Raw genomic sequence first — 23993 nt, 5'->3', positions numbered from 1 at the left:
TTCTTCCGCACCCACCCCGACGTGTCGGGGTGGCTACAACATTTAATACTTAAACAACGGTGACCGCCAACATGTGGTCACGCCAACTATTATTCAAATAGCCATGGCTGTTAGCCACGCGCTCCTCAGGTTGAACCGTGCCGGCTTCACTGGTCGCGCGGCTGGCGATTTCATATTGACCAGGCTTCAGGTCCATGCCCACCACAAACTGGCGCCAGGCATACTTGCCCAGGTCCGGTCCAACGAACTGGGCCTTGACCCAGTTCTTGCCGCCGTCCACCGTCACTTCCACCTCCTTGGCAGCGGACATGCCGCCAAAGGCCAGGCCCTGAATCTGTACGAGTCCTGCCTTGAGGTCTTCGCCAGGCTCGCCGTTCGGGCTGGTGATCCAGGACTTGACCGGCATTTCCCACACCGATTCCTGATTCACATTGGTCTTTTCGCCCATAGGCGTCATGCGGTAGCTGTTTTGCTGAATGCTGGCAGCCGACTGGTCCTTGCTAAAGGCCAGTTGCTTGATGTATTTGACATTATTGACGCCCGTGTAACCCGGCACGATCAAACGCAATGGGCCACCGTGAGCCAGGGGAATGGGCTGACCATTGATTTCCCAGGCCAAAATAGCGTCATCAATCGCTTCCAGCGGCAGCGAACGCTCTACCATGATGGTATTGGGGTCCAGGCCTTCTGGAATATCCTCCCCACCGGTACCCGTCATGTACTTAGCGCCGGCGTCCATTCCGCCGGTAGCTTCCAGCACAGCCTTGACAGGTACGCCCGAGAACACGACACAGCCTGCTGCACCCACGGTCCACTTGGTGCCGCTGGGTTTTTCAGGAAAGTAGGCACGGCCGTTACCCGAGCACTGCAGCACCATCGGCACGGCAACCAGACCCAGACGCTTGAGCTGGGCCACGGTCATGTCCTGTGGGTTCTTCACCCCCTTGATGGACAATACCCAGGCATCCGGATCAGCCACGATCTGCTCGGACGGAGGGGCTACATTATTGCGTACGAACAAGCGATCCAGCGGTGTAATCAAACCGGAGCCAAAGGCGCTGCGTTTGGTTTCAATCGTATTGGCGCTATGCACGATCAAACTGTCGGCATGTTTCCAGGACGCATAGGCCGGCAGAGCTTTCGCTTGCGTTTTAGCCTTTTCCTGAGCCAGAGCGGCTGACAAAGGGGTCAGACTTGCGGTACCAGCCAGGGCCATCACCCCGCCTGTCGACAAAAGCATGCGCCGACGTGAAAGATTGCTAGGTTCCATGATCGCCTCCATGTATGTTTGTTACTGTAATTAATTTAGGCTTCGATTTTATGGGGGCACCCATTTTATAACTAGAAAATATAACCCTTGTATATAACGCTTGGATTGAGATTTAAGGGCAAGGACGAACGCGCGGAAACCCGCGCTAAACAAGGTTCTTTAGAAAATCGAGCAGTCGTTCATCCGTCCGAGGAAGAAGGCTAGACTTTTATCCATCCGCTTGACGTGGCGCGCTGACAGACACTAAACCGACCAGCATGGGAGCCGGATGCTCGACAAAAATGCACACTATCTGACCGTAATGGCAGAAGGTTCAAGAGTGGTCTGCCTTATCAGCACGTACAAGCTGGGCGTGACGGCTTAAACACGGGGAGCAAAGGCTGAAAATCAGCTCCAGACTCCAAGCACTGGTTCAGGCTGGGGTGAATGCCATGGCCAGGACCTGGGCCAGGCGTCAGAATGGGAGTGGGACTGGGGATGAGATTAAAGTTGCCGTCCCGGATGGGGACCGGCTTAAAGCGCATTCCGGGTTCGGTTTCAGGGTCAGGCCCGGGTTCATCGTCCTGTTCAGATGCAGACGTAGACTCGTACAGGATCAAAAAACCTGCTCATGCCCAAGGCCAACAGAAAGAAACAAAGACGGAGATAGACTCATAGGCCAAGGTAGAGGAGCTTGCGGTGCTCCAGGCACAGAGCATTAAAAAAGCCCCCGTCATTGCGGGGGCCCTCAGTTTGCTATGGCCTGTCTGGCTCTTGCTTAGCTAACCGTATCCAGCTTGGCGATCGCCAAGGCCAGGGTCTTGCTTCCCACTTCGCGAAACTGGATCAAAGCCTGTGCATCCTCCCCCTGACCGGTCAGGTTGATGATGGTGCCTTCACCAAAACGATTGTGGTGCACGCCCTGCCCGACCCGGAAGGTCTGACCGTTCACCTCCAGAACACTGGTGTGACTACGACCGCCATAGGGCTGAGCCGAGTAGCTCTTGTCCTTGGACTCCCAACTTTGGCCACGACGGAACGCACCCGAACTGGCTTCAGACTGCATGGGCGAACTGGTGTAACGCGCCGACAACCACTTGATGTGTTGTTCCGGCAGCTCCTCCAGAAAGCGAGAGCGCATGGCGTAACGCGTTTGTCCATGCAACATGCGGCTTTGCGCCAAGGTAATGTACAAACGCTGACGCGCCCGCGTAATCGCCACGTACATCAGGCGACGCTCCTCCTCGATCCCACCTGGGTCAAACAGGCTGTTTTCATGAGGAAAAAGCCCCTCTTCCAGACCAGTGATAAAGACTGCATCAAACTCCAGTCCTTTTGCCGCATGGATGGTCATCAACTGAATCGCATCCTGACCCGCCTGTGCCTGATTGTCGCCCGCTTCCAGCGAAGCATGGGTCAGGAAGGAGCCCAAGGGCGACATGGGTGCCAGTACAGAGGCTGCCGCTTGCTCCGGATTTTGCATTGCCTGTTCGGACTCACCGGGCACAGCTTCAGGAACACGGCCTGCAGGCAGTTCGGCAAAGCCTTCCTCACCCACAAACACGGTGGCTGCGTTCACCAGTTCCTGCAAGTTCTCAAGCCGTTCAGCGCCTTCACGGTCAGCCTGATAGTGAGCCAGCAAGGTACTGTGGTGAACCACATGCTCAATCAGCTCGGGCAAGGACAAAATCTGTGCCTGGCTGGCCATATCCTGAATCAGCGTGGCAAAACGCATCAAACTTGTTGCTGCACGCCCTTGCAGATAAGGAATGGCCCGCAGCAAACTCGTACCACGTTCACGCGCCAAATCGGCCAGTTGCTCAACAGAGCGGGCGCCAATTCCGCGCGTGGGAAAATTCACGACACGCAAAAACGCCGTATCGTCATCCGCGTTATCCATCAAACGCAGATACGCCAGCACATGTTTGATCTCCTGGCGCTCGAAGAAGCGATGGCCGCCATACACCTTGTAGGGCAGCCCCTGGGAAAAGAGCCTGTGCTCAATGACCCGCGACTGGGCATTGCTGCGATACAAAATGGCAATCTCGCGGCGCGGCTTGCCCTCGGCAATCAAGGCGCGAACTTCATCCACAATCCATTGCGCTTCCAGAGCATCGGAGGCCAGCTCGCTGATGCGCACCAGCTCGCCTTCGCCACTATCCGTCCACAGATTCTTGCCCAGACGGCCACTGTTATTCTCGATCAGCGCATTGGCCGATTCCAGAATATGACCACAGGAGCGGTAGTTCTGCTCCAGACGAATCACATTGCCACGAGCATAGTCGCGCTCAAAGTCGGCCATATTGCCCACGTTCGCACCACGGAACGCATAGATGGACTGGTCATCATCACCCACGGCGAACAAACTGGCCTGCTCACCCGCCAACAAGCGCAGCCAACGATACTGCAGGACGTTGGTGTCCTGAAACTCATCGACCAGAATGTGCTTGAAACGGCGCTGATAATGCTCGCGAATAGGGGCATTACGAGACAGGAGCTCGTAGGCACGCAACAGCAGCTCGCCAAAGTCTACGACGCCCTCCCGTTCGCATTGATCTTGATACAGCTGATAGAGCTCGATCAGACGGCGACGGTGGGGATCGTGGGCGTCCAGGTCTCCAGGACGCTGGCCGTCTTCCTTGCAAGCATTGATGAATTTCTGGATTTCCTTGGGCGGGAATTTCTCGTCATCAATATTATTGGCCTTGACCAGGCGCTTGATAGAGGCCAGTTGGTCAGCCGTATCCAGAATCTGGAATGTCTGTACCAGCCCGGCATCGCGATAATGCATGCGCAGCAAGCGATTGCACAGACCGTGGAAGGTTCCCACCCACATACCGCGGGTGTCGATGGGCAATAAAGAAGTAAGCCGCGTCAGCATTTCGCGCGCGGCTTTATTGGTGAAGGTAACAGCAGCAAGGCCGTGTGGGCTGACCTGCCCGGTCTGGATTAACCAGGCCATTCGGGAGGTCAGGACACTGGTTTTCCCGCTACCAGCTCCGGCCAGCACCAAGGCATGGCCAGAGGGTAAGGTGACGGCGGCTCGCTGTTCCGGGTTTAAGCGATCCATCATGCCGCGTAGCGGCGCAGACGCAAGGCGAACTGCTCAAGACTGTCAATGCCACTTTGCTGAGCACGCTGGCACCAGGCGCGCAGATCCGCGAGCAACTGCTCGCTCGATGCGCTGGAACTCTCCCAGATGCCGGCCAGCTCACGCTGCATGCGAACCAGAATGGACAGGCGCGAGTTACCCGCTGCCACATTTTCCAGCTCCGCACGCTGCTCAGGGGCCAGAACATCGTCGCCACGACCGATCCAGTCGTTGCAGCTTTCCAACAAGGCCCACGAGCAATTGGGATTGTCTTTGTTCACCTGTGGCTTCAAACGGGCGATCTCTTCCGATGCGGTGGTTTTGATGATGTCCGCATAGCGCGCCAAAATTTCGTAGCGGTGCGTGATCACGCCTTGCAGGGTGGACAGACTGATACTTTCCACGGGGGCATTCGACGGCACACTCGGTTCCAGACGCAGCTTGGGAGCCACCTTCTTGACCTTGGCCAACCCCAGTGCCTTGAACACCGTGATATAGCACCAGCCCAGATCAAACTCGTACCATTTGCTGGAGAACTTGGCCGATGTACCGTAAGCGTGGTGGTTGTTGTGCAGTTCCTCGCCGCCAATGATGATGCCCCACGGGAACACATTGGTGCTGGTATCGGGACTGGCAAAGTTGCGGTAACCGATCGCATGACCCAGACCGTTCACCACACCGGCTGCCCAGAAAGGAATCCAGGCCATCTGGATCGCCCAGACAGTCAGACCCAGCAGGCCGAAGAGGAACAGGTCAATACCCAGCATGATGGTAATACCCAGCATGCTGTACTTGCTGTACAGGTTGCGCTCGAGCCAGTCATCGGGGGTACCGTGACCGAAACGCTTGAGGGTTTCCGGATTGGTGGCTTCCTGGCGGTAAAGCTCTGCGCCACGGAAAAACACCTGGCCCAGGCCAAAGACAACGGGGGAATGAGGATCGCCTTCACGTTCGCATTTGGCGTGGTGCTTGCGGTGAATCGCAACCCATTCCTTCGTGACCATGCCAGTGGTCATCCAAAGCCAGAAACGGAAGAAATGCATCAGCGCTGGATGCAGGTCCAGCCCGCGGTGCGCCTGACTGCGGTGAAGAAATACGGTCACTGCCACAATAGTGACATGTGTCATCGCCAAAATAACGAGAATAAGCTGCCACCAAGACAGTTGCAGCCATCCGTCAGCAAGAAAAGAAAGAAACGATTGCATAGACCCTTTTAGACCTGATTTTTGTTAAGGGAAACTGGAAAAGTGTAGCTCACCTAACCCCTTAACAATAACATTATTTAAGGACGAACTTGCTTTAAATCAAGCACTTTCCGTGATTCGTTCAAGTGCCGCACCAAAGAAACAATCTGTCTGGTGACGGTCCGTGCGCAGATTTAAATAAGGCCCCTCTAGCGCAAGGGCCGGACATTTGTCCTTCAATATTTCCCGGGCGTCCAGCAGTCGGAACTCGGGATGTTTGTCCAAGAATGCCTGCACTTGTTGCTCGTTTTCCTCGGGCAAGAAACTGCATGTTGCGTAAACCAAACGACCTCCTGGTGCAACACAAGCGGCGGCTTGTTCCAGAATGTCGGCCTGCATCTGAGTGTACTGCTCCAGAGCCTGCGGGTGTTGACGCCATTTAAGATCAGGATTTCGACGCAAAGTTCCCAATCCGCTGCACGGTGCATCCACCAACACACGGTGAGCCTTGCCATGCAGGCGACGAACACGCTGGTCGCCTTCTTCCTGAATGACCACCGGTACCACATTGGACAGACCGGCGCGGGCAAACCGCGGCTTGGCCTTGTTCAGGCGCGTGGCCGACACGTCAAAGGCGTACAGGCGGCCTGTGGAGCGCATCAGGGCTCCCAGGAGCAGGGATTTGCCACCGGCGCCCGCGCAGTAATCGATGACCATCTCGCCCCGACGGGGCTCAAGCAAGGCGGTCAGCAACTGGCTGCCCTCTTCCTGAATTTCCAGCTCACCTTTTTCATACTGTGGCCATACAGCGACAGAGGGGCGGCCTTCAATTCGGATACCCCAGGGCGAAAAAGGCATGGCAACCGGTTTGAATCGGGCCATGGGACCGTTTTGCAACTGGCGCAGCACGATGTCGCGCTCGGCTTTCATGGGGTTGACGCGCAGATCCAGCAAAGCCTGCTCGTTCATGGCGGCCATCAGTTTGTAAGAGTCCGGAATCTCTTTCAGACGCTCTTCCAGCCACTCAGGCAGGCTCAGGCGCACGCCAACTGGCAAACCGTCTACGTTCAGGGCACGGATATGGCTCAGCCACTGACGCTCTTCTTGTGTCAGCCCCAGCGCCAGAGATTCCTGCCCCATCGCGGTAGACAGGCCAAGAATGGCCAGACGACGGGTGGACGGGCCCACGCCGCTTTCTGCCCAATTACGGTACTGGCGCAAGTGACGCAATACGTCGAAAACAGCTTCACGAATCTCGGCACGGTCACGCGAGCCCATTTTGGGGCGTGTACGGGCCCAGCGGGTCAAAGCCAGGTCGGCGGGATGCTTCCATTGCAAAACTTCACCCAGGGCACTGGAAACCTGTTCCAGACGACGCTGTGCCATCGCTCCCGGCTCGGGTGGGCCCGAGGGTTTGTCACGGCGTGCTGCATAAGGACGACCGCGCGCTCCAGACTCGTTACGTTGGTCCGTCGAGGATGGGCGCTTGCGGTCCGAGCGGCCGCGAGATTGTTGGTGATCAGACATGAATATTCAAAAATTCCAAATAACCCGCTTAAATCAGGCGGGGAAATAAAAGCCGCGATGCGCAAGACCGGCCACCTCGACACGGCCATCGGCATGCAAACGCACGCGCCCCTCGATCAGCCAGCGTACGGCCTCGGTATAGACGTGATGTTCAGTGGCCAGAACGCGCTCTGCCAAGGTTTGTGCATCATCGTTGTGCAAGACAGGCACAATGCTCTGGGCAATGATGGGACCATCATCGAGCACAGGGGTCACAAAGTGCACCGAGCAGCCATGAAACTGCACGCCTGCGTCAAGTGCCTGTTGATGGGTATTCAAACCGGGAAAGCTGGGAAGCAAGGATGGGTGTATATTGATGAGCTTGCCTGCATAGTGCTGAACAAAATCGGTGCTCAGGATGCGCATGAATCCTGCCAGTAGAACATAATCTGGCTGGTAGCGGTCAATCACGCGCGCCAAAGCCTGGTCAAAGGCCTCGCGTGTTGCAAATTCGCGATGCGAAACGGTCTGGACAGGCAGCCCTTGACGCTGTGCCCATGCCAATCCGGGCGCATCGGCCTTGTTAGAGATGACCGCCTCGATACGGCCATTTAGGCCCGCTGTCTTGATCAGTTCGCCTATGGCTTGCAAGTTGGAGCCGCGGCCTGAAATAAGCACAACAAGGCGACAAGGTACGGTGGAATCGGTCAAAATCCTGTTTCCCGAGAAATAACGAATCCAAAATTGTAAACTCTCGCTTGTGAAATCTGATCTAAAACTCTATCGCTCTCTGCCACGGCGCAACAGCACGGCCCGCAGCGCGGTCACCATTGGTAATTTTGACGGCGTGCATCTGGGCCACCAGGCCATCTTGCACCGCGTCAATGACGTGGCCCGCCAGCAAGGTCTTAGCTCCTGTGTCATGACCTTCACCCCGCACCCACGCGCCTTTTTCGCGCAGCGCGGCCAACGGCCCGAACTGATACCGACGCAAATCAGCGGCTTGCGGGACAAGGTCGAGGCCCTGCACCAGTGCGGCATTGAACAAATTTATCTGGCCCGTTTCAACCAGACCATGGCCGACATGTCGGCAGCAACCTTTATTGAAGACATTCTGGTTCAGGGCCTGAATACGGGCTGGCTACTGGTGGGCGAAGACTTCCGCTATGGCCACAAACGCGCCGGCGACATTGAGATGTTGCGCGAAGCGGGCAAACGTCATGGTTTTAGTGTCGAGACCTTGCACGACGTGGCCGATGCCGATGGCCGCCGCATTTCCAGCTCGGAAGTGCGCACCGCCCTGGCCGTCGGTCAACTGGACCGCGCCCGTGCGCTGCTGGGCAAACCTTTTCACATTAGTGGTCATGTCATTCATGGCCAGAAGCTGGGCCGGGATATTGGCTACCCGACACTCAATGTCCGTGTCCCTGAGCACTGTGCCGCCCGCTCGGGCGTGTACGTGGTTCGCGTTCACGGACTGGCCGGGCAGGCTCTGCCCGGCATTGCCTCCCTGGGCGTGCGCCCAACTGTCATCGACCAGGGACGGCTGCTCTTGGAGGTGCATTTACTGGACCAACGCCTGGATGCTTACGGTAAACTTGCCCGTATAGAATTTCTGGAATTTGTCAGGGACGAAGAAAAATTCCCTGACCTCATCACAATGATCGCTGCCATCGACAACGATGCACAACGCGCTCGCGACTACTTTGCTTCAAATGGACTATAAAAACTCTCTCAATTTGCCCGACACGCCTTTTCCCATGCGTGGTGATCTCGCCAAACGTGAGCCGGGCTGGATTAGCCAGTGGGAAGAAAACAAAGTCTATGCAGCAATTCGGCAAGCCAGCGCCGGTCGTCCCAAGTTCATTTTGCACGACGGCCCGCCCTATGCGAACGGTGACATTCACATCGGGCACGCGGTCAACAAGATTTTGAAAGACATCATCGTCAAGAGCCGCAACATGGCTGGCTTTGACGCGCAATATGTGCCTGGCTGGGACTGCCACGGCATGCCCATTGAAGTTCAGATTGAAAAGAAGTACGGCAAGAACCTGCCTGTGGCCGACGTTCAGGCCAAGGCACGTGCCTACGCGCTGGAACAGATCGAGAGCCAGCGCAAGGACTTCAAACGTCTGGGCGTGCTGGCGGACTGGGAGAATCCCTACCTGACCATGAACTTCAGCAACGAAGCCGACGAGCTGCGCGCGCTGTCCAAGATCATGCAAAAGGGTTTCGTCTTTCGTGGCCTGAAACCGGTGAACTGGTGTTTTGACTGTGGCTCGGCCCTGGCAGAAGCCGAGGTTGAATACGCGGATCGCACCGACCCATCCGTGCATGTGGCTTTCCCCTTCGCCCAGAAAGACAAATTGGCGAGCGCTTTTGGCGTAAGCAACGTGGACGATGGCGCCATCGTCATCTGGACCACCACTCCTTGGACCATCCCTGCCAACCAGGCGCTGAACGTCCACCCCGAAATCCGCTACGCCCTGGTCAAACTGGACACGGCACGCGCGACTGGCTCCATGCTGATCGTAGCTGAGGATCTGGTTAAATCCTGTCTGGAACAATGGGGGCTGACCGGCCAGATTGTTGCCACCACGACGGGTGAAGCCCTGAACCTGATCGAATTTGATCACCCGCTGGCCAAGGTGGATGCTGGCTATCAGCGCCGCTCCCCCGTGTACCTGGGCGACTATGTCACCCTGGACAGCGGTACTGGCGTGGTTCACTCGGCCCCTGCCTACGGTATTGAGGACTTTATCTCCTGCAAAGCCCACGGCATGAAGGACGACGATATGCTCAAACCCGTCATGGGCAATGGGCACTACGCCGACAATCTGCCTCTGTTTGGCGGTCAGCTGATCTGGAAGGCCAACCCACAAATCGTGGAAACCTTGCAAAACGCTGGCACTTTGCTCAAGACCGAGCAACACCCACACAGCTATATGCACTGCTGGCGCCACAAAACCCCCATTATCTACCGCGCCACCAGCCAATGGTTTGCCGGCATGGACAAGGAAAACAGCAGTGGCCGCACGCTGCGCGAGATGGCGCTGGAAGCCATTGACAACACCGAGTTCTACCCCTCCTGGGGTCGCGCCCGCCTGCATGCCATGATCGCCAACCGCCCTGACTGGACCTTGTCGCGACAGCGTCAATGGGGTGTACCCATGGCGTTCTTTGTACATAAGGAAACGGGTGAGCTGCATCCGCGCACGCCCGAGCTGATGGAACAAGTCGCTCAACGCATCGAAAAAAACGGTATCGAAGCCTGGCAGAACCTGGACCCGCGTGAGCTCCTGGGCGACGAGGCCGATCTGTACGAGAAAAACCGCGACACGCTGGACGTGTGGTTTGACTCGGGCACCACGCACGCCACCGTTTTGGGCGGCAAGGATCACACCACGCACGGTTCGCACGCCGACAAGCTGCAATGGCCTGCCGATCTGTACCTGGAAGGTTCGGACCAACACCGTGGCTGGTTCCATTCCTCCTTACTGACTGGCTGCATGTTGTACGGTCGCGCACCGTACAAAGCCCTGCTCACCCATGGTTTTGTGGTGGACGGCAATGGCCGCAAGATGAGCAAATCGCTGGGCAACATCATCAAGCCGCAAGAGATTGCCGACAAGATGGGCGCCGAAATCATGCGCCTGTGGGCCGCCTCCACGGACTATTCGGGCGAGCTGTCCATCTCCGATGAAATTCTGAAGCGTGTTGTGGAAGGCTACCGCCGTATCCGCAATACCTTGAAGTTTCTGCTGGGTAACCTGGCCGACTTCGATGTCACCCAACATGCAGTGCCTGTTGATCAATTGATCGAGATCGACCGTTACGCCCTGCAAATGACCGCCGACATGCAGGCCGACCTGCTGGAGAACTACAAGCGCTACGAATTCCATCCTATCGTGGCCCGCTTGCAAACCTTCTGCTCTGAAGATCTGGGGGCTTTCTACCTGGATATTCTGAAAGACCGCCTGTACACCACCGCTAAAGAGGGTCAGCCCCGCCGCTCGGCTCAGACCGCGCTGTATCACTTGACCCAGACACTGCTCAAGCTGATGGCCCCTATCCTGTCCTTCACGGCAGAAGAAGCCTGGCGCGACATGCACGGTGGTTCGGTTCCTAGCGGCACCATCTTCACCGAACTGTTCCATGCCTTGCCCGAGCAAGGCGAGCAGTCGGCACTTAGCGCCAAATGGCAGCGTCTGCGCGCCATCCGTGCCGACGTGATGCGTCGTATTGAAGATGTACGCAGCACCGGCGCCATCGGTTCGTCCCTGGCTGCCGAGATCGACATCTACGCCCAAGATCAGGATCTGGAATTCCTGCGATCCCTGGGCGAAGACTTGCGCTTCATGCTGATCGTTTCCCGTGCCGACGTGCACGCTGGCGAAGGCGACTTGCGCATTGATGTCACCCCTACCGAACAGGCCAAGTGCGAGCGCTGCTGGCACCATCGCCCTGACGTAGGCCAAAGCGCCGAGCACCCCACCCTGTGTGGTCGTTGCGAGGACAATCTGTTTGGCGAAGGCGAAGTGCGTCACCATGCCTGATCAGGACATGGCCTCTTCTCCCGACCAGGCCCGACTGCCCTCCCGGCAGTTCTGGGCCTGGATTGGTCTGGCCGCCTTGATCGTAGGTCTGGACCAGTGGACCAAGCAGTATTTCGACAGCAACCTGTTCTATCAGGAACGTTGGAACATCCTGCCTTTTTTTGACTTCACCCTGCTCTACAACCCCGGGGCTGCGTTCAGTTTCCTGGCCGGCGGCCAGGGCTGGCAACGCTGGTTCTTTGTCGGCATTGCCGCCATTGCCACGGTGTTTATCGTGACCATGCTGCGTCGATCCGCCAAACAGCCCTTGTTCTGCCTGTCACTGAGCCTGATTCTGGGCGGGGCCGTAGGTAATGTGGTCGATCGTCTGATGCATGGTCACGTTGTGGATTTCCTGCTTTTTTACTGGAATCAGTCCTACTTTCCAGCCTTCAACATTGCCGACGTCGCCATTAGCTGCGGCGCTGCCTTGTTGGTGCTGGATGAGTTTCTGCGCATGCGCCGCAACAAACGACAGCGCTCCTGAGTCTGTAAGGATCATGTCCTATGCTTAGCAATAAAAAACTGGTGTTTGGCATCACCGGCGGCATCGCTGCTTATAAAACCGCCGAACTCTTGCGTCGCAGCCAGGACCTGGGCGCCCGGATTGATGTCGTGATGACCGAATCGGCCACGCGTTTTATCAGCCCGGTCACTTTTCAGGCCTTGTCGGGCCGCACGGTCTATACCGATCTGTGGGATGCACGTGTACCTAATAATATGGCCCACATCCAGCTCAGCCGGGACGCAGACGCCATTCTGATTGCGCCGGCCAGCACCAACTTCATGGCCAAGCTGGCCAATGGCCTGGCCGACGACTTGCTCAGCACCTTGTGCATCGCCCGTGGTCATTGCCCGCTACTGCTGGCCCCGGCCATGAACCGGGAAATGTGGCTGCATCCGGCTACCCAGCGCAATGTGGAACAACTACGCCGCGACGGTGTGCATATTCTGGGCCCCGGCACAGGGGACCAGGCCTGTGGTGAAACCGGCGACGGGCGCATGCTGGAACCGGCCCAACTGCTTGCTGAGCTGACGGCGTTCTTTCAGCCCAAACTGCTGGCGGGCAAACGCGTGCTGATTACCGCTGGCCCTACCAGCGAGCCGATTGACCCGGTGCGCGTCATCAGCAACCGCTCCTCCGGCAAGATGGGCTACGCCATTGCACGGGCGGCTCAGGAGGCTGGTGCACACGTCACGCTAGTCTCAGGGCCGGTTGCACTGGAAACGCCTTACCAGGTGCGTCGCATCAACGTGGAAACGGCCCGCCAAATGCACGCCACCGTCATGTCTCAAGTGGATGATGCCGATATCTTCATCAGCGTTGCAGCGGTGGCCGACTGGTACGTCAGCAATGCCAGCGACATCAAGATTAAAAAGACGTCTGAACAAGCCACACCAAACCTGCAATTCAGCCCCAATCCCGATATTCTGGCCGAGGTTGCCGCACTTAAGAACGGTCCTTTCTGCGTCGGCTTTGCCGCCGAGACAGACAATTTGATCGAGCACGCCCAGGCCAAGCGCCAGCGTAAAAATGTGCCTTTGCTGGTTGCCAACCTGGCCCAGCGCGCCATGAACGCCGACGACACCGAACTCGTGCTATTTGACGAGCAAGGCCATATGCACTGGCCTGCCCAGGATAAACTGCTGGCTGCACGTCAACTGGTACAAAATATCGCCCAGCGGCTTTAACGCTTTTTCTCTTTTATGATTGCGGGCAGCGCCAAGCAGATGCGCTGCCTCTTTTTTTCAGGATACCGTCTATGCATCGCCGTATTGAAGCTCGCATCGTCAATGATCTGTTGGGCACGACCATTGAAGCCCCCAGCTACGCCACGGACGGCTCTGCTGCCATGGACCTGCGTGCTTGCCTGAGCGAAGCCGTCACCCTGCCCGCAGGCGGCCGCACACTGGTTAAAACCGGACTGGCCATTAATATGATGGACCCTGGTCTGGTTGCCATCGTCGCCTCACGCTCGGGCCTGTCCCTCAAACACGGTGTGCGGGTTGCACAAGGCATTGGCGTGATTGATGCCGACTACCACGGCGAGATCGGGGTGATTCTGGCCAACGACAGCGACCAGGACTATGTCATTCAGCCCGGCGAACGTATCGCTCAGCTCATGTTCCAGCCAGTCGTGCAAGTAGCGCTGCAGTTGGTAAGCGAGTTCTCTACTGAGACAGAACGTGGCACCGGCGGCTTTGGCAGCACAGGCAAGCATTAAGCCTTAAGGCGAGAGAAGGACGCGATGCACACCCGCCTGACCACAGCAGGCATCGCTCCTTTACAGCCCTGACACGATGCTCTACACGCGTGCCAGCGCCACGATTCAGACTGACCCAAGCCATTTTCGGACTTCAATGCCCTCTCACAAAACAGGTAGTTCCAACGCTGAACGAGCCACATCAAACAAAACAGCGGCTCAACTCCATCCGCGTAACCGCCATCAGGGCCGTTATGACTTTGACACCCTGATCAAAGAGACACCCGAACTGGCAGCTTTCGTTTTCGTCAATCCCTACGGCGATCAAAGCATCAACTTCGCAGATCCGAATGCCGTCAAAGCCCTGAATCGCGCCCTGCTCAAGAGCTTTTACGGCATAGCACATTGGGATATTCCGGCCAATTACCTGTGCCCTCCTATTCCTGGGCGTGCCGATTACGTGCACTACTTGGCCGATGTGCTAGCCAACAGCAATAAGGGGAGCATTCCCCGCGGTGAAGCAGTGCGTGTCCTTGATATTGGCGTCGGCGCAAATGCCATCTACCCTTTGATTGGTCATGCCGAGTATGGCTGGCAGTTTCTGGGCACGGACATTGACGCAAGTGCCTTAACATCGGCGCGCACGATTATTCATGCCAATCCCGGCCTGTCGGCTGCCATCAAGTTACGTCAACAGAAATCGCCCGCCCATATTTTTAAAGGCATCCTGGGTGCAAATGACTACATTGACCTGACGCTATGCAACCCGCCCTTTCATTCATCGCTCGATGAGGCCTTAAGCGGCAGCCAGCGCAAATGGCGCGGACTGGGCAAGGCGGTGCCTAAACAACAGGCGCCTGTGCTGAATTTCGGTGGGCAACATGCAGAGCTATGGTGTGAGGGTGGTGAAGCACGCTTTATACGCCGCATGATAGAAGAAAGCACGATTGTAGGCCGGCAAGTGCTATGGTTCAGCAGCTTGGTGTCCAAAGCGTCGAACTTACCTGGAATCTTGTCTGCTTTGAGGAAGGCCAAGGCCTTCAAGATACAGACAGTTGAAATGACGCAAGGTCAAAAGCAAAGTCGGTTTGTAGCCTGGACGTTTCTTGACGCTGGGGAACAAGAGGCTTGGCGCAAGGCGCGTTGGCAGTAGGCTCGTAGCAAACGCTGGACGAGATACAGCCAGATAAACAGCGCTTGCGCTGCTAAGGAAGTCTTAGGTGACACAACGCCAACGAGAACACTAGGTCCACACGGTTTCGACCTACCGTACTCTCACGCGCCGCGCCCTCGGAGGCTGCCCGGCTCAATGACGTCACTCCCCCACCACCCAGCAACTCAAGCCTTCAGGCCGTAGGCTTGCCCCTACCGTCCAAATGGCCAGAATTGTCGAGGAATGCTTGGTTGCGACCGCTGACTTTAGCCTTATAGAGCGCCGCGTCAGCACGCGACACAAGTGTGATCGCGGGTTGAGGATCGCGTGTGTCGAGACAGGTGACGCCCGCACTGATTGTGACAAACCCGATGGGTGAGTCCGAATGCGGGATGTCCAAGGATCGCACGGTGGTGCAAACGGCCTTTGCCAGCTCTAGGGCTTTAGCGCATGGAGTTTCAGGCAAAATAATCGCAAACTCTTCACCCCCGTAGCGGGCCACAAAATCGCTCGAGCGTCGGCCCACCTTCTTGAGGGCCTGCGCCACAGCTCGCAGGCAGTCATCACCGGCTTGATGTCCATAGCGATCATTGAAATGCTTGAAAAAATCAATGTCCAGCAGGATTAGCGCAAGAGGATGAGAATGACGACGAGCGCGTGCAATTTCTTCCAGCAAGATTTTGTCGAACTGGCGTCGATTGGCTAAACCCGTTAAACCATCTGTGGAGGCGAGCGACTCCAGCTTCCTGTTCGCTTCTGTCAGGTCGGCGGTTCGAGCCAGCACCTGAGACTCAAGCGACTGATTCAGGTCTTGTAGCGCTGTTTTGCGCGTTATCAGCGTATGCGTCATGCCAGCAAGCGACAGGCTCAAGGAGTCGAGTTCGCGGATTCCACTGGATTTAACAGAAAAATTGACGTCCTCTTTGCCCGCGTTGATCTGAGACGCGGTTCTTTCAATGTCTTGCAACGGCCTGCTGAACCGGACAGCGGCCCGGTCAGCCAGCACGACCAGCAGCAGGGAAAGACCGATTCCGAGCCAGAGCATCTGCTGGTGCAGGATGCTGACGCTGGCAAGTGCAATCTCGCGTGGCTGGCGCACGACAATCGACCATCCAAGGTCTTCCGAGCCTGGGCCGACGATGGCGGCACGAGCTGAAATATATTCCTTGAACATGTCCTCAGTTAAGGTGAGGTTGAGTGCACCGCTGGCAGATGAGGTACCGAATAGCTCGACTTCACGCGTTCTTGAAAGTGTGTACAGTACTTGCCCTGCCCGATCGACAAGAAAGACATCAATCTGATGACTGGTATGCTCCTGGCTGACACTTTCCTTGATGACCGCTTCGATCCACGTCCAATGCGCGTGTGTCGCAATGACTCCAATTATTTCGCCTTGGCTGTTGCGGACCGGGGCGGCAAAGTCAATGAAACGCAGAGGCTCAGACGGGGATGCGGAGGGCTGAAGATGACGAGCCAGAAGTAGGGCTTCATGAACGTCGCCCGTAAACAAGCGTTCTTTACCCCTGATGAACCAAGGGCGAGCACTGACATCAACGCCTTCAAGCAGACCGTCGGAGGCCACAATGACACGACCGTTGATGTCGCTTAGCCCCATCCAGGCGTAAGGCCGATAGCCTTGTTTAACGGCATCAATAATGGTCCGTACAGACTCGGTTTGCCAGTCCTCAAGAGTCAGGGTTGGCAAGCGGCTGATAAGATCGATCTCACGGCGCCTTTCTACCAAACTCTGGGACATCACCCTGGCAATTGAGCGAGAGATTTCTTCCAGCTTGTCTTGGCCGAGGGATGTTAAGGTCTGTGTGGCTCTATTCTCGATCACGACGGAGGACACAAGCCCCAACAGCAGCGAAACTCCACCGAAAATCATGATCAGCCGCTGACGCAAGCTGCGTGTCACTCGTCGCATCGCGAAGCGTCCCAGCATATAGATTAGGTTTCAAGAATTTTACATTGTAGCCTCGAGCGACGTTTTCAGCTGCTTTGTCACGCCATTTGGATGCATTGCTGCTCATTGCCCCTCAGTGTCAGGCAAAGGGCATACAACTTGATTTGCAGGGCCACACACATGGCCGGTCTCATAAGCGTGAGGCTGGCGCAACCACGAGCGCACTGGATATTCAGGCCTGCCGCCGCAACGGCCCGCAGTAGCGCGATCGCCGTGAGCAGTTAAAGGTACAACTGACCACCCAAGTACGGTTAGCTGTCTCAACGTCCAAAAACCATGGCTGCCCGAACAATTGAACGTACCTCGTCCCTACCAGGCGCAAGAACCACCACACCAACGATGCTGCGCTCAGCATCGTTGGCTAGGCTGGGTCAGCCCAAGAGCTTCAGCAAGGCCTGGGCGACCGGTTTGGACGAGGCCGGGTTCTGACCAGTGATCAGCAAGCCATCGCTGGCCACATAGGGTTGCCAGTCACCGCCTTTGCTGTAATTACCGCCGTTCTCTTTCAACATGTCTTCCACCAGAAATGGCACAACATCGGTCAGGCCGACAGCCTCTTCCTCGCTATTGGCAAAACCGGTGACGGATTTACCCCGAACCAGCGGCGTGCCATCAGGCGCCTTGACACGACGCAATACGCCGGGTGCATGGCAGACCGCAGCGACCGGCTTGCCGGCGCTCAGCATGGTTTCGATCAGCGCAATGGATAAGGGGTCTTCGGCCAAGTCCCACAATGGCCCATGGCCACCGGGATAAAACACAGCATCAAAGTCGGCGGCGGCAACCTCCTTCAGTTTATGCGTGTTGCCAAGCAAGGCCTGGGCGGCGGGATCTTCCTTGAAACGGCGTGTGTCATCGGTCTGCGCCGCAGGATCGTCGCTCTTGGGGTCCAGTGGCACCTGCCCACCCTGTGGCGACGCGACCGTGATCTGCGCCCCCGCGTCCTTAAAGACGTAATAAGGCGCAGCGAACTCCTCCAGCCAGAAACCCGTTTTTTGACCTGTGTTGCCCAGTTGATCGTGCGAAGTCAGAATCATCAAAATCTTCATGGAGCACCTTCTTTGAATGGAGGACAGAGAAACAAGCAATCGCGCCAGCAGGACCTTACTCACTGGTGATGCCAAGTACCAGCTTACCAAAACCGCTGCCGCTGAGCATGCCAATCATGGCCCGAAGTGGCTGTCACCGACGGTGCTGAGTGATACCCCCGACTCACTCCCCTACCACATTCATTCGCTCGCCCACGCGCTAGCCCACCAACAGGATCATGTCTTGCCGCAGTCTTCACAGACTTGTGTATGCTTTGCTTGTAAATAAGTGGTGCAGGGGGGCATGTAGATTCACCACGGTTTCACGCGAAGAACGGCACGCAGACAACCATACTGGCGTCAATATCGCATGACTGTTGATCCTGATGATGGTTAATTAGATGCCGGGACTGACAGCGCGCGCTTCATGCTTCACTTAAACAGGCCATACGTCATACGACCGGCACCGTACGCAACCACACACCAATCTGGGGCTATCTATGAGACATACTGAAAGACACAAGACGCACCGTACAGGCTGGCTTCGAGCCGCTGTTTTAGGGGCGAATGACGGGATTGTCTCGACAGCCAGCTTGGTCTTGGGGGTGGCGGCCACAGGAGCAAGTGCCAAGAGCATTCTTGTTGCAGGCGTTGCCAGCCTGGTCGCTGGTGCCATGTCCATGGCGGCCGGTGAGTATGTATCAGTCAGTTCACAAGCCGATACAGAGAGCGCAGATCTGGCCCGCGAGAAAGCAGAACTGGCGAAGAACCCTGAGCAGGAACATGCCGAACTCACAGCCATTTATATCAATCGGGGCCTGGATGAAAATCTGGCGTCACATGTCGCGACCCAGCTAATGGCCCACGACGCACTCGGGGCCCATGCGCGAGACGAGCTCGGCATATCAGAGACCTTGGCGGCCAAACCGGTACAGGCTGCACTAGCCTCCGCTGCGACGTTTGCAGCCGGCGCCCTGCTGCCTTTGCTGGTGGTTCTGCTGCTGCCGACGGCTGCACTCATGTGGTATGTCGCAGGCAGCTCGCTGCTCTTTCTTGCCCTTCTAGGCTTGATCGCCGCCAAGGCAGGTGGCGCTCCGCTATTCGTCTCGACCGCCCGCGTGACCTTCTGGGGGGCATTGGCGATGGGGCTAACGGCTGGCGTCGGTGCTTTGTTTGGTGTGGCTGCTTAATTGCAGGACCTTCTTTGACAATGCCAGATGGATATCCCCAGTAGAACGATAGCGTTCAGCTCATCAAGGCTGCTTTCGGCCTTGAGCAGTCGCTGGCCATCCAATGCGGATTGCGTTCATCAAGACAAGAGAGGCCTACTGTATGCCAGATTGATCGCATCTACCCCTAAGGCTGTTGACTACAGCTATTCCTGCCTTACTATCCCATCTTGCTCATGTTTTGTTTTTCTAAAAAGACACTTGTTGGGCAAATTCTCAGGCATTCCAATGTTACGCGACGGAGATGTTGCCAGAAAACAAAGTTAGGCAAGGAGAGGCTAATTGGAATATATACCCGTTAGGGTCAGCGACATCATCCGGCAGGTAAATCGGGATATTTACCTGCCGGCCATTCAGCGGGAATTCGTGTGGGGGACCGACCGCATCGAACGGCTGTTCGATTCGATTATGGCGGACTTCCCCATCGGTTCGTTCCTGTACTGGAAGTTAGAGCAAAAGAATAAAGACGAGTGGCCGATCTACGAATTCATCCGAGACTTCGACGGCGAGTCGTCGCACAACCCACTGGCGAACATGGCGGGGATCACCAGGGACGTTACTCTCGTCCTCGACGGCCAGCAACGCATCACATCACTCCTGATCGGCCTGAAGGGTTCGTACCGTTACTTCTACTACCGTTGGCGCCAGACCAGCCTCTATCTCAATCTGCTAAAGCCTCCGACGCCGAACGAGGACAACCCGGAGGAGTTGACCTACGGTTTCGCCTTCCGTGAGAGCGGCGATCCTAGTGGCAAAGCCCCGCAGCTTTGGTATCCCGTGGGCCGCATCCTCGACTTCGAGGACGCTGAAGACGCGAAGGCCGACATGAAATCGAAGCTGGCTGAGCTACCGGAAGACCTGCGTGATAACGCCAACAGGCTGATCGGCCGTCTGCACAACCAAATCCACACAACCCTGGTGGGCAACTACTACCAGGAGAAATCTCAAGATTACGACAAGGTATTGCAGGTGTTTGTCCGGGCGAACTCGGCGGGCCAGCCGCTAGAATACTCGGATCTGCTGCTCGCCACAGCGACAGCGAAGTGGGAGACACTGGATGCCCGAAAAGAAATCCACGAGTTCACCGACTCACTCAACGACATCGGGACCGGCTACGGATTCGGCAAGGACTTCGTACTGAAGGCTTGTCTGTACCTGACTGAAGACCTACCCATCCAATATAGGGTGAAGAACTTCTCTCGGAGTAATTTGCGCAAGATCGAGGAAAATTGGGGCGACATCAAGGAGGCCCTGACAACAACCGTGCGGCTGATCTCCCGCTTTGGTTTCAACTCCAAGAACGTCGTTGCCCCTCTGGCACTGCTGCCGATTGCCCTTTACCTGCTTAAGCGGGGCAACCGGACCTTCGACATGTCCTCAAAGGTCGAGGACGCCGAGGCCCAAATCGCCATTCGACAGTGGTTTATCTTCTCGACCCTGAAGAACGCTTTTGGCGGATCGTCGGACACCACGCTGAACCGCCTTCGGGAGTTGTTGAAAGATGCAGGCCCCGATACACCGTTCCCAGCCGACGACCTTTACAAGTCTCTGGAAATTGAGCCAAGGCTCACCGATGCTGAGATCGAGCGCATACTCACCTACCGCTACCAGGGCCGCTATACGAACCTGGTTCTGTCACTGCTCTACCCCGACCGGGACTGGAAGGACGCCGTATTCCACGAGGACCATATATTCCCTCAGTCGGAGTTTCAGATTCGACTCTTAAAACGACGTGGTTACGCTGAATCCAAAGTGCAATCGTATATCGCTAAATACAACCTGCTCGCTAACCTGCAATTGCTTACCGAATCCGAGAATTTGTCGAAAAACGCTACGCCATTTGAGGAATGGGTCAAGACGCGCGATGCTTCTTTTCGACGGCGGCACCTCATACCAGAAATGACATCCTACGTATTTGATGCGTTTGACGAGTTCTACGAGAAGCGCAAAGACAGCATAGTAAAGGCCCTGCAAAGGCTGACCTGATGCACACCACCACTAAGTGAAAAGCATTGAACAACAGCTTTCCTGAAAGCTCAATGGCGGCAACGGGTCGAAAGCAGCCCTCTCAAGATTAATCTTCACTACTTATAAAACCCAGCACAAAAATCAAAAAGCCAATCAGCTCTGAGCTGATTGGCTTTTTTTTCTAATCCTAAATCCTACTTACGCAGCAAAATCCTCTTCCCCCAGATACGCGGCTCGTACCTTGGGGTCATGCAGCAACTGCGCAGCCGGCCCTTCCAGAATAATCCGCCCCGACTCCATCACATAGCCCCGATCTCCCAGTTCCAATGCCAAGCGCGCATTCTGCTCGATCAGCAAGATCGTCACGCCTTCTTTGGCAATGGTCTGGATCAGCTCGAAAATCCGCTCAACCATGATCGGGGCCAGCCCCATCGACGGCTCATCCAACAGTAGCAAGGACGGCCGGGAAATCATGGCGCGTCCCATGGCCACCATCTGCTGTTCCCCACCGGACAACGTCCCGGCCGATTGTTTTTTACGCTCAGCCAGTCGAGGAAACAGGGTGTAGATACGTTCGATATCCTGGCGTACTTCGTGATGATCCTTGCGGGTGTATGCCCCCATGGCCAGGTTTTCCTCAATCGTCAGTTGAGGAAAGATGCCCCGCCCTTCCGGCACCATGACCACACCACGGCGCACGAGCTGGTGTGATGGCAGGCCGACTATGCTCTCGCCCTGGTGTTGAATCTGACCGGCAGCCGCCGGAACCAGTCCGGTAATAGCCCGCAAGGTGGTGCTTTTACCAGCACCGTTAGCACCAATCAGGCAAACCAGTTCGCCTTGCCCGACTCGCAGGTCCAGGCCGCGTACCGCCCGGATGCCACCATAAGCCACGTCCAGGCCCCGAATATCCAGCATCAACGGTTCTGTGCTCATGCCTTTTCCTCTTCAACGGTAATACCCAGCTCTTTGGCAGCACCCGCACCCAGATAGGCTTCAATCACACGCGGGTTATGCTGGACTTCGGCAGGTTTACCTTCGGCCAATACTTTGCCGTATTCCAGCACCAGGACTCGGTCACACAGGCCCATGACCAGCTTCATATCGTGTTCGATCAGCAGGACAGTAATGCCGTCACCACGGATTTTTTCAATCAGCTGGCGCAGGACGACGGTCTCGGACGGGTTCATCCCAGCGGCCGGTTCGTCAAGGGCCAGCAACATGGGATCGGTTGCCAAGGCGCGGGCGATTTCCAGGCGGCGCTGGTCACCGTAGGACAAGGACCGGGCAATCTCGTTAGCGTGCTGGGCGATGCCCACGTAATCCAGCAACTCGTAGGCACGGGCCTCGATCTGCTCTTCTTCCTGACGAGTAGCGCGGTTACGCAGCACCGCACCCAGCACGCCTGCGCGGGTGCGGACGTGACGACCAATCATGACGTTTTCCAGGGCAGACAAGCTGCCAAACAAACGAATGTTTTGGAAAGTACGCGCAAAACCGGACTCAGCAATTTGATGGGGCTTGCAATCGGTCAGGTTACGACCCGCAAAGGTGCAGCGGCCCGACTCAGGGATATACAGGCCCGTCATCACGTTGAACAGCGTAGTTTTACCTGCGCCGTTCGGGCCGATCAAACCGTAAATGTCACCTTTGCGAATGCTGAAACTGACATCGGACAAGGCCTGCAAACCGCCGAAGCGCTTGGACAAGCCTTCTGCCTGCAACAGCACCTCGCCCTCTTTTACGTGTTGGTTCATGGTCACACTCATGCTTGCACCTGCTTCATTTTGCGCTCACGACGGCGCACCGCGGAGGGCCATAGCCCTTCCGGGCGGTAGATCATGACCAGTACCAGAGCAAAACCAAACAGGAGCATACGGATGCCGTCCGGGTCCAGAATCACGTCGCCAAACACGCTTTGCTGCAAGGGCACCACGACGGAGCGCAGCAACTCGGGGAAGACGGAAAGCAGCAAGGCACCCACGATCACTCCGGGGATATGTCCCATCCCTCCCAACACAACCATGCACAGCACGGCGATCGATTCGGTCAGGCTGAAACTCTCTGGGCTGACGAAGCCTTGCATGGAAGCAAACAGACCGCCGGCCACGCCACCAAAGGTTGCGCCCATGGCAAAAGCCAGCAGTTTGACGTTACGGGTATTGATGCCCATAGCCTTGGCCGCAATTTCATCTTCACGAATGGCTTCCCAGGCGCGCCCAATACGGGAGTGCTGCAAGCGCACGCAGATGAACACAATCAGCAGGGTGATCAGCAAAAGCAGGTAATAGTACTTTTCCGGCCCGGTTATCCGTATGCCAAACAGGGTTTCCGCTTTACCGAAGATGAAATCACCAATCTTGAAGGTATCGACCCGATTGATCCCTTGCGGGCCGTTGGTGATGTTGATGGGCGCATCCAGATTGTTCATGAAGATGCGGATAATCTCACCAAACCCCAAAGTCACGATGGCCAGATAGTCCCCACGCAGGCGCAGCACCGGAAAGCCCAGCAAAACGCCAAATACCGCTGCCAGGGCAATACCGGCTGGCAACACCACCCAGAAGGGCAAATGCAATCCAAAATGTGGCGAGGCCAGCATAGCCCAGACATAGGCTCCTACCGCATAGAACGCGATATAGCCCAGATCCAGCAGGCCGGCAAAACCCACCACGATGTTCAGGCCCAGTGCCAGCATCACATAGAGCAAGGCAAAGTTCAGGGTACGGACCCAGCTCTGACCGGCCATGCCCAACACAAAAGGCAAAATGGCCAGCACCACCCCGATCAGCAGCGCGCCGACCCAGACTTTGGCGGGTG

Annotated in this window: 18 protein-coding genes; 8 read left to right on the top strand and 10 right to left on the bottom strand. The window is 56.5% G+C overall.

Annotation, left to right across the window (positions count from 1 at the left end; all coding sequences use genetic code 11):
• Positions 1-49: 49 nt before the first annotated feature.
• The 5 genes from RSQ48_RS06855 to purN form a co-directional block, all read right to left on the bottom strand.
• Positions 50-1270, bottom strand: a complete 1221-nt coding sequence (locus RSQ48_RS06855; protein WP_193353490.1) for a sulfite oxidase — start codon at positions 1268-1270, stop codon at positions 50-52.
• Positions 1271-2027: 757 nt separating this feature from the next.
• Positions 2028-4322, bottom strand: a complete 2295-nt coding sequence (locus tag RSQ48_RS06850) for a UvrD-helicase domain-containing protein (RefSeq protein ID WP_059317760.1) — start codon at positions 4320-4322, stop codon at positions 2028-2030.
• Positions 4319-5545, bottom strand: a complete 1227-nt coding sequence (locus RSQ48_RS06845; protein WP_003801447.1) for a fatty acid desaturase — start codon at positions 5543-5545, stop codon at positions 4319-4321. Before RSQ48_RS06845 ends, RSQ48_RS06850 begins: the two co-directional genes overlap by 4 nt.
• A 99-nt stretch (positions 5546-5644) precedes the next feature.
• A complete protein-coding gene (locus RSQ48_RS06840) occupies positions 5645-6910 on the bottom strand; it encodes an RsmB/NOP family class I SAM-dependent RNA methyltransferase (RefSeq protein WP_240208848.1) in 1266 nt (421 codons plus the stop codon).
• Positions 6911-7084: 174 nt separating this feature from the next.
• A complete protein-coding gene (gene purN, locus RSQ48_RS06835) occupies positions 7085-7741 on the bottom strand; it encodes a phosphoribosylglycinamide formyltransferase (protein WP_003801450.1) in 657 nt (218 codons plus the stop codon).
• A 49-nt stretch (positions 7742-7790) separates the two neighbouring features.
• Between purN and RSQ48_RS06830 the strand changes: the two genes are divergently transcribed.
• The 6 genes from RSQ48_RS06830 (at position 7791) to rlmF (ending at position 14982) form a co-directional block, all read left to right on the top strand.
• On the top strand, positions 7791-8756 hold the full coding sequence (locus RSQ48_RS06830; protein WP_415302268.1) for a bifunctional riboflavin kinase/FAD synthetase: 966 nt from the start codon (positions 7791-7793) through the stop codon (positions 8754-8756).
• The gene (ileS, locus tag RSQ48_RS06825; RefSeq protein WP_336579621.1) at positions 8746-11586 is read left to right on the top strand and encodes an isoleucine--tRNA ligase; all 2841 of its coding nucleotides are present in this window, start codon (positions 8746-8748) and stop codon (positions 11584-11586) included. Before RSQ48_RS06830 ends, ileS begins: the two co-directional genes overlap by 11 nt.
• Positions 11579-12112, top strand: coding sequence for a signal peptidase II (gene lspA / locus RSQ48_RS06820; RefSeq protein ID WP_003801453.1), 534 nt, complete (start codon positions 11579-11581; stop codon positions 12110-12112). The genes ileS and lspA overlap by 8 nt, the downstream gene beginning before the upstream one ends.
• Positions 12113-12132: 20 nt before the next feature.
• Positions 12133-13317, top strand: coding sequence for a bifunctional phosphopantothenoylcysteine decarboxylase/phosphopantothenate--cysteine ligase CoaBC (gene coaBC / locus RSQ48_RS06815; protein ID WP_003801454.1), 1185 nt, complete (start codon positions 12133-12135; stop codon positions 13315-13317).
• 71 nt (positions 13318-13388) lie between these two features.
• Positions 13389-13850 (top strand): dUTP diphosphatase, encoded by a 462-nt coding sequence (gene dut / locus RSQ48_RS06810; protein WP_003801455.1) that lies wholly within the window; start codon positions 13389-13391, stop codon positions 13848-13850.
• Positions 13851-13986: 136 nt separating this feature from the next.
• On the top strand, positions 13987-14982 hold the full coding sequence (rlmF, locus tag RSQ48_RS06805; protein WP_301607190.1) for a 23S rRNA (adenine(1618)-N(6))-methyltransferase RlmF: 996 nt from the start codon (positions 13987-13989) through the stop codon (positions 14980-14982).
• Positions 14983-15175: 193 nt separating this feature from the next.
• On the opposite strand, the gene RSQ48_RS06800 is transcribed toward rlmF, so the two are convergent.
• Complete coding sequence (locus tag RSQ48_RS06800; RefSeq protein ID WP_003801457.1) at positions 15176-16927, bottom strand: diguanylate cyclase; 1752 nt, start codon at positions 16925-16927, stop codon at positions 15176-15178.
• 392 nt (positions 16928-17319) lie between these two features.
• Positions 17320-17997, bottom strand: coding sequence for a type 1 glutamine amidotransferase domain-containing protein (locus RSQ48_RS06795; protein WP_415302267.1), 678 nt, complete (start codon positions 17995-17997; stop codon positions 17320-17322).
• 479 nt (positions 17998-18476) lie between these two features.
• On the opposite strand from RSQ48_RS06795, the gene RSQ48_RS06790 reads away from it, so the two are divergent.
• Both RSQ48_RS06790 and RSQ48_RS06785 read left to right on the top strand, forming a co-directional pair.
• On the top strand, positions 18477-19166 hold the full coding sequence (locus RSQ48_RS06790) for a VIT family protein (protein ID WP_039943272.1): 690 nt from the start codon (positions 18477-18479) through the stop codon (positions 19164-19166).
• 321 nt (positions 19167-19487) lie between these two features.
• Positions 19488-21191 (top strand): DUF262 domain-containing protein, encoded by a 1704-nt coding sequence (locus tag RSQ48_RS06785; RefSeq protein WP_415302266.1) that lies wholly within the window; start codon positions 19488-19490, stop codon positions 21189-21191.
• A gap of 180 nt (positions 21192-21371) precedes the next feature.
• Here the strand turns inward: RSQ48_RS06785 and RSQ48_RS06780 are convergent, their stop codons facing one another.
• The 3 genes from RSQ48_RS06780 to RSQ48_RS06770 are packed head-to-tail and all read right to left on the bottom strand — an operon-like array spanning position 21372 to position 23922.
• Entirely contained in the window at positions 21372-22109 is a 738-nt protein-coding gene (locus RSQ48_RS06780; RefSeq protein ID WP_131071556.1) for an ABC transporter ATP-binding protein, read from the bottom strand.
• Complete coding sequence (locus RSQ48_RS06775; RefSeq protein ID WP_003801463.1) at positions 22106-22942, bottom strand: ABC transporter ATP-binding protein; 837 nt, start codon at positions 22940-22942, stop codon at positions 22106-22108. The genes RSQ48_RS06780 and RSQ48_RS06775 overlap by 4 nt, the downstream gene beginning before the upstream one ends.
• Positions 22939-23922, bottom strand: coding sequence for an ABC transporter permease subunit (locus tag RSQ48_RS06770; RefSeq protein WP_240208849.1), 984 nt, complete (start codon positions 23920-23922; stop codon positions 22939-22941). The genes RSQ48_RS06775 and RSQ48_RS06770 overlap by 4 nt, the downstream gene beginning before the upstream one ends.
• Positions 23923-23993: the final 71 nt, after the last annotated feature.

Origin of the sequence: Alcaligenes sp. SJTW-7 (assembly GCF_047716895.1) — a bacterium.
Taxonomy (GTDB): Bacteria; Pseudomonadota; Gammaproteobacteria; order Burkholderiales; family Burkholderiaceae_B; genus Alcaligenes; species Alcaligenes ammonioxydans.
This window is presented reverse-complemented; position numbering and strand designations above follow the sequence as displayed.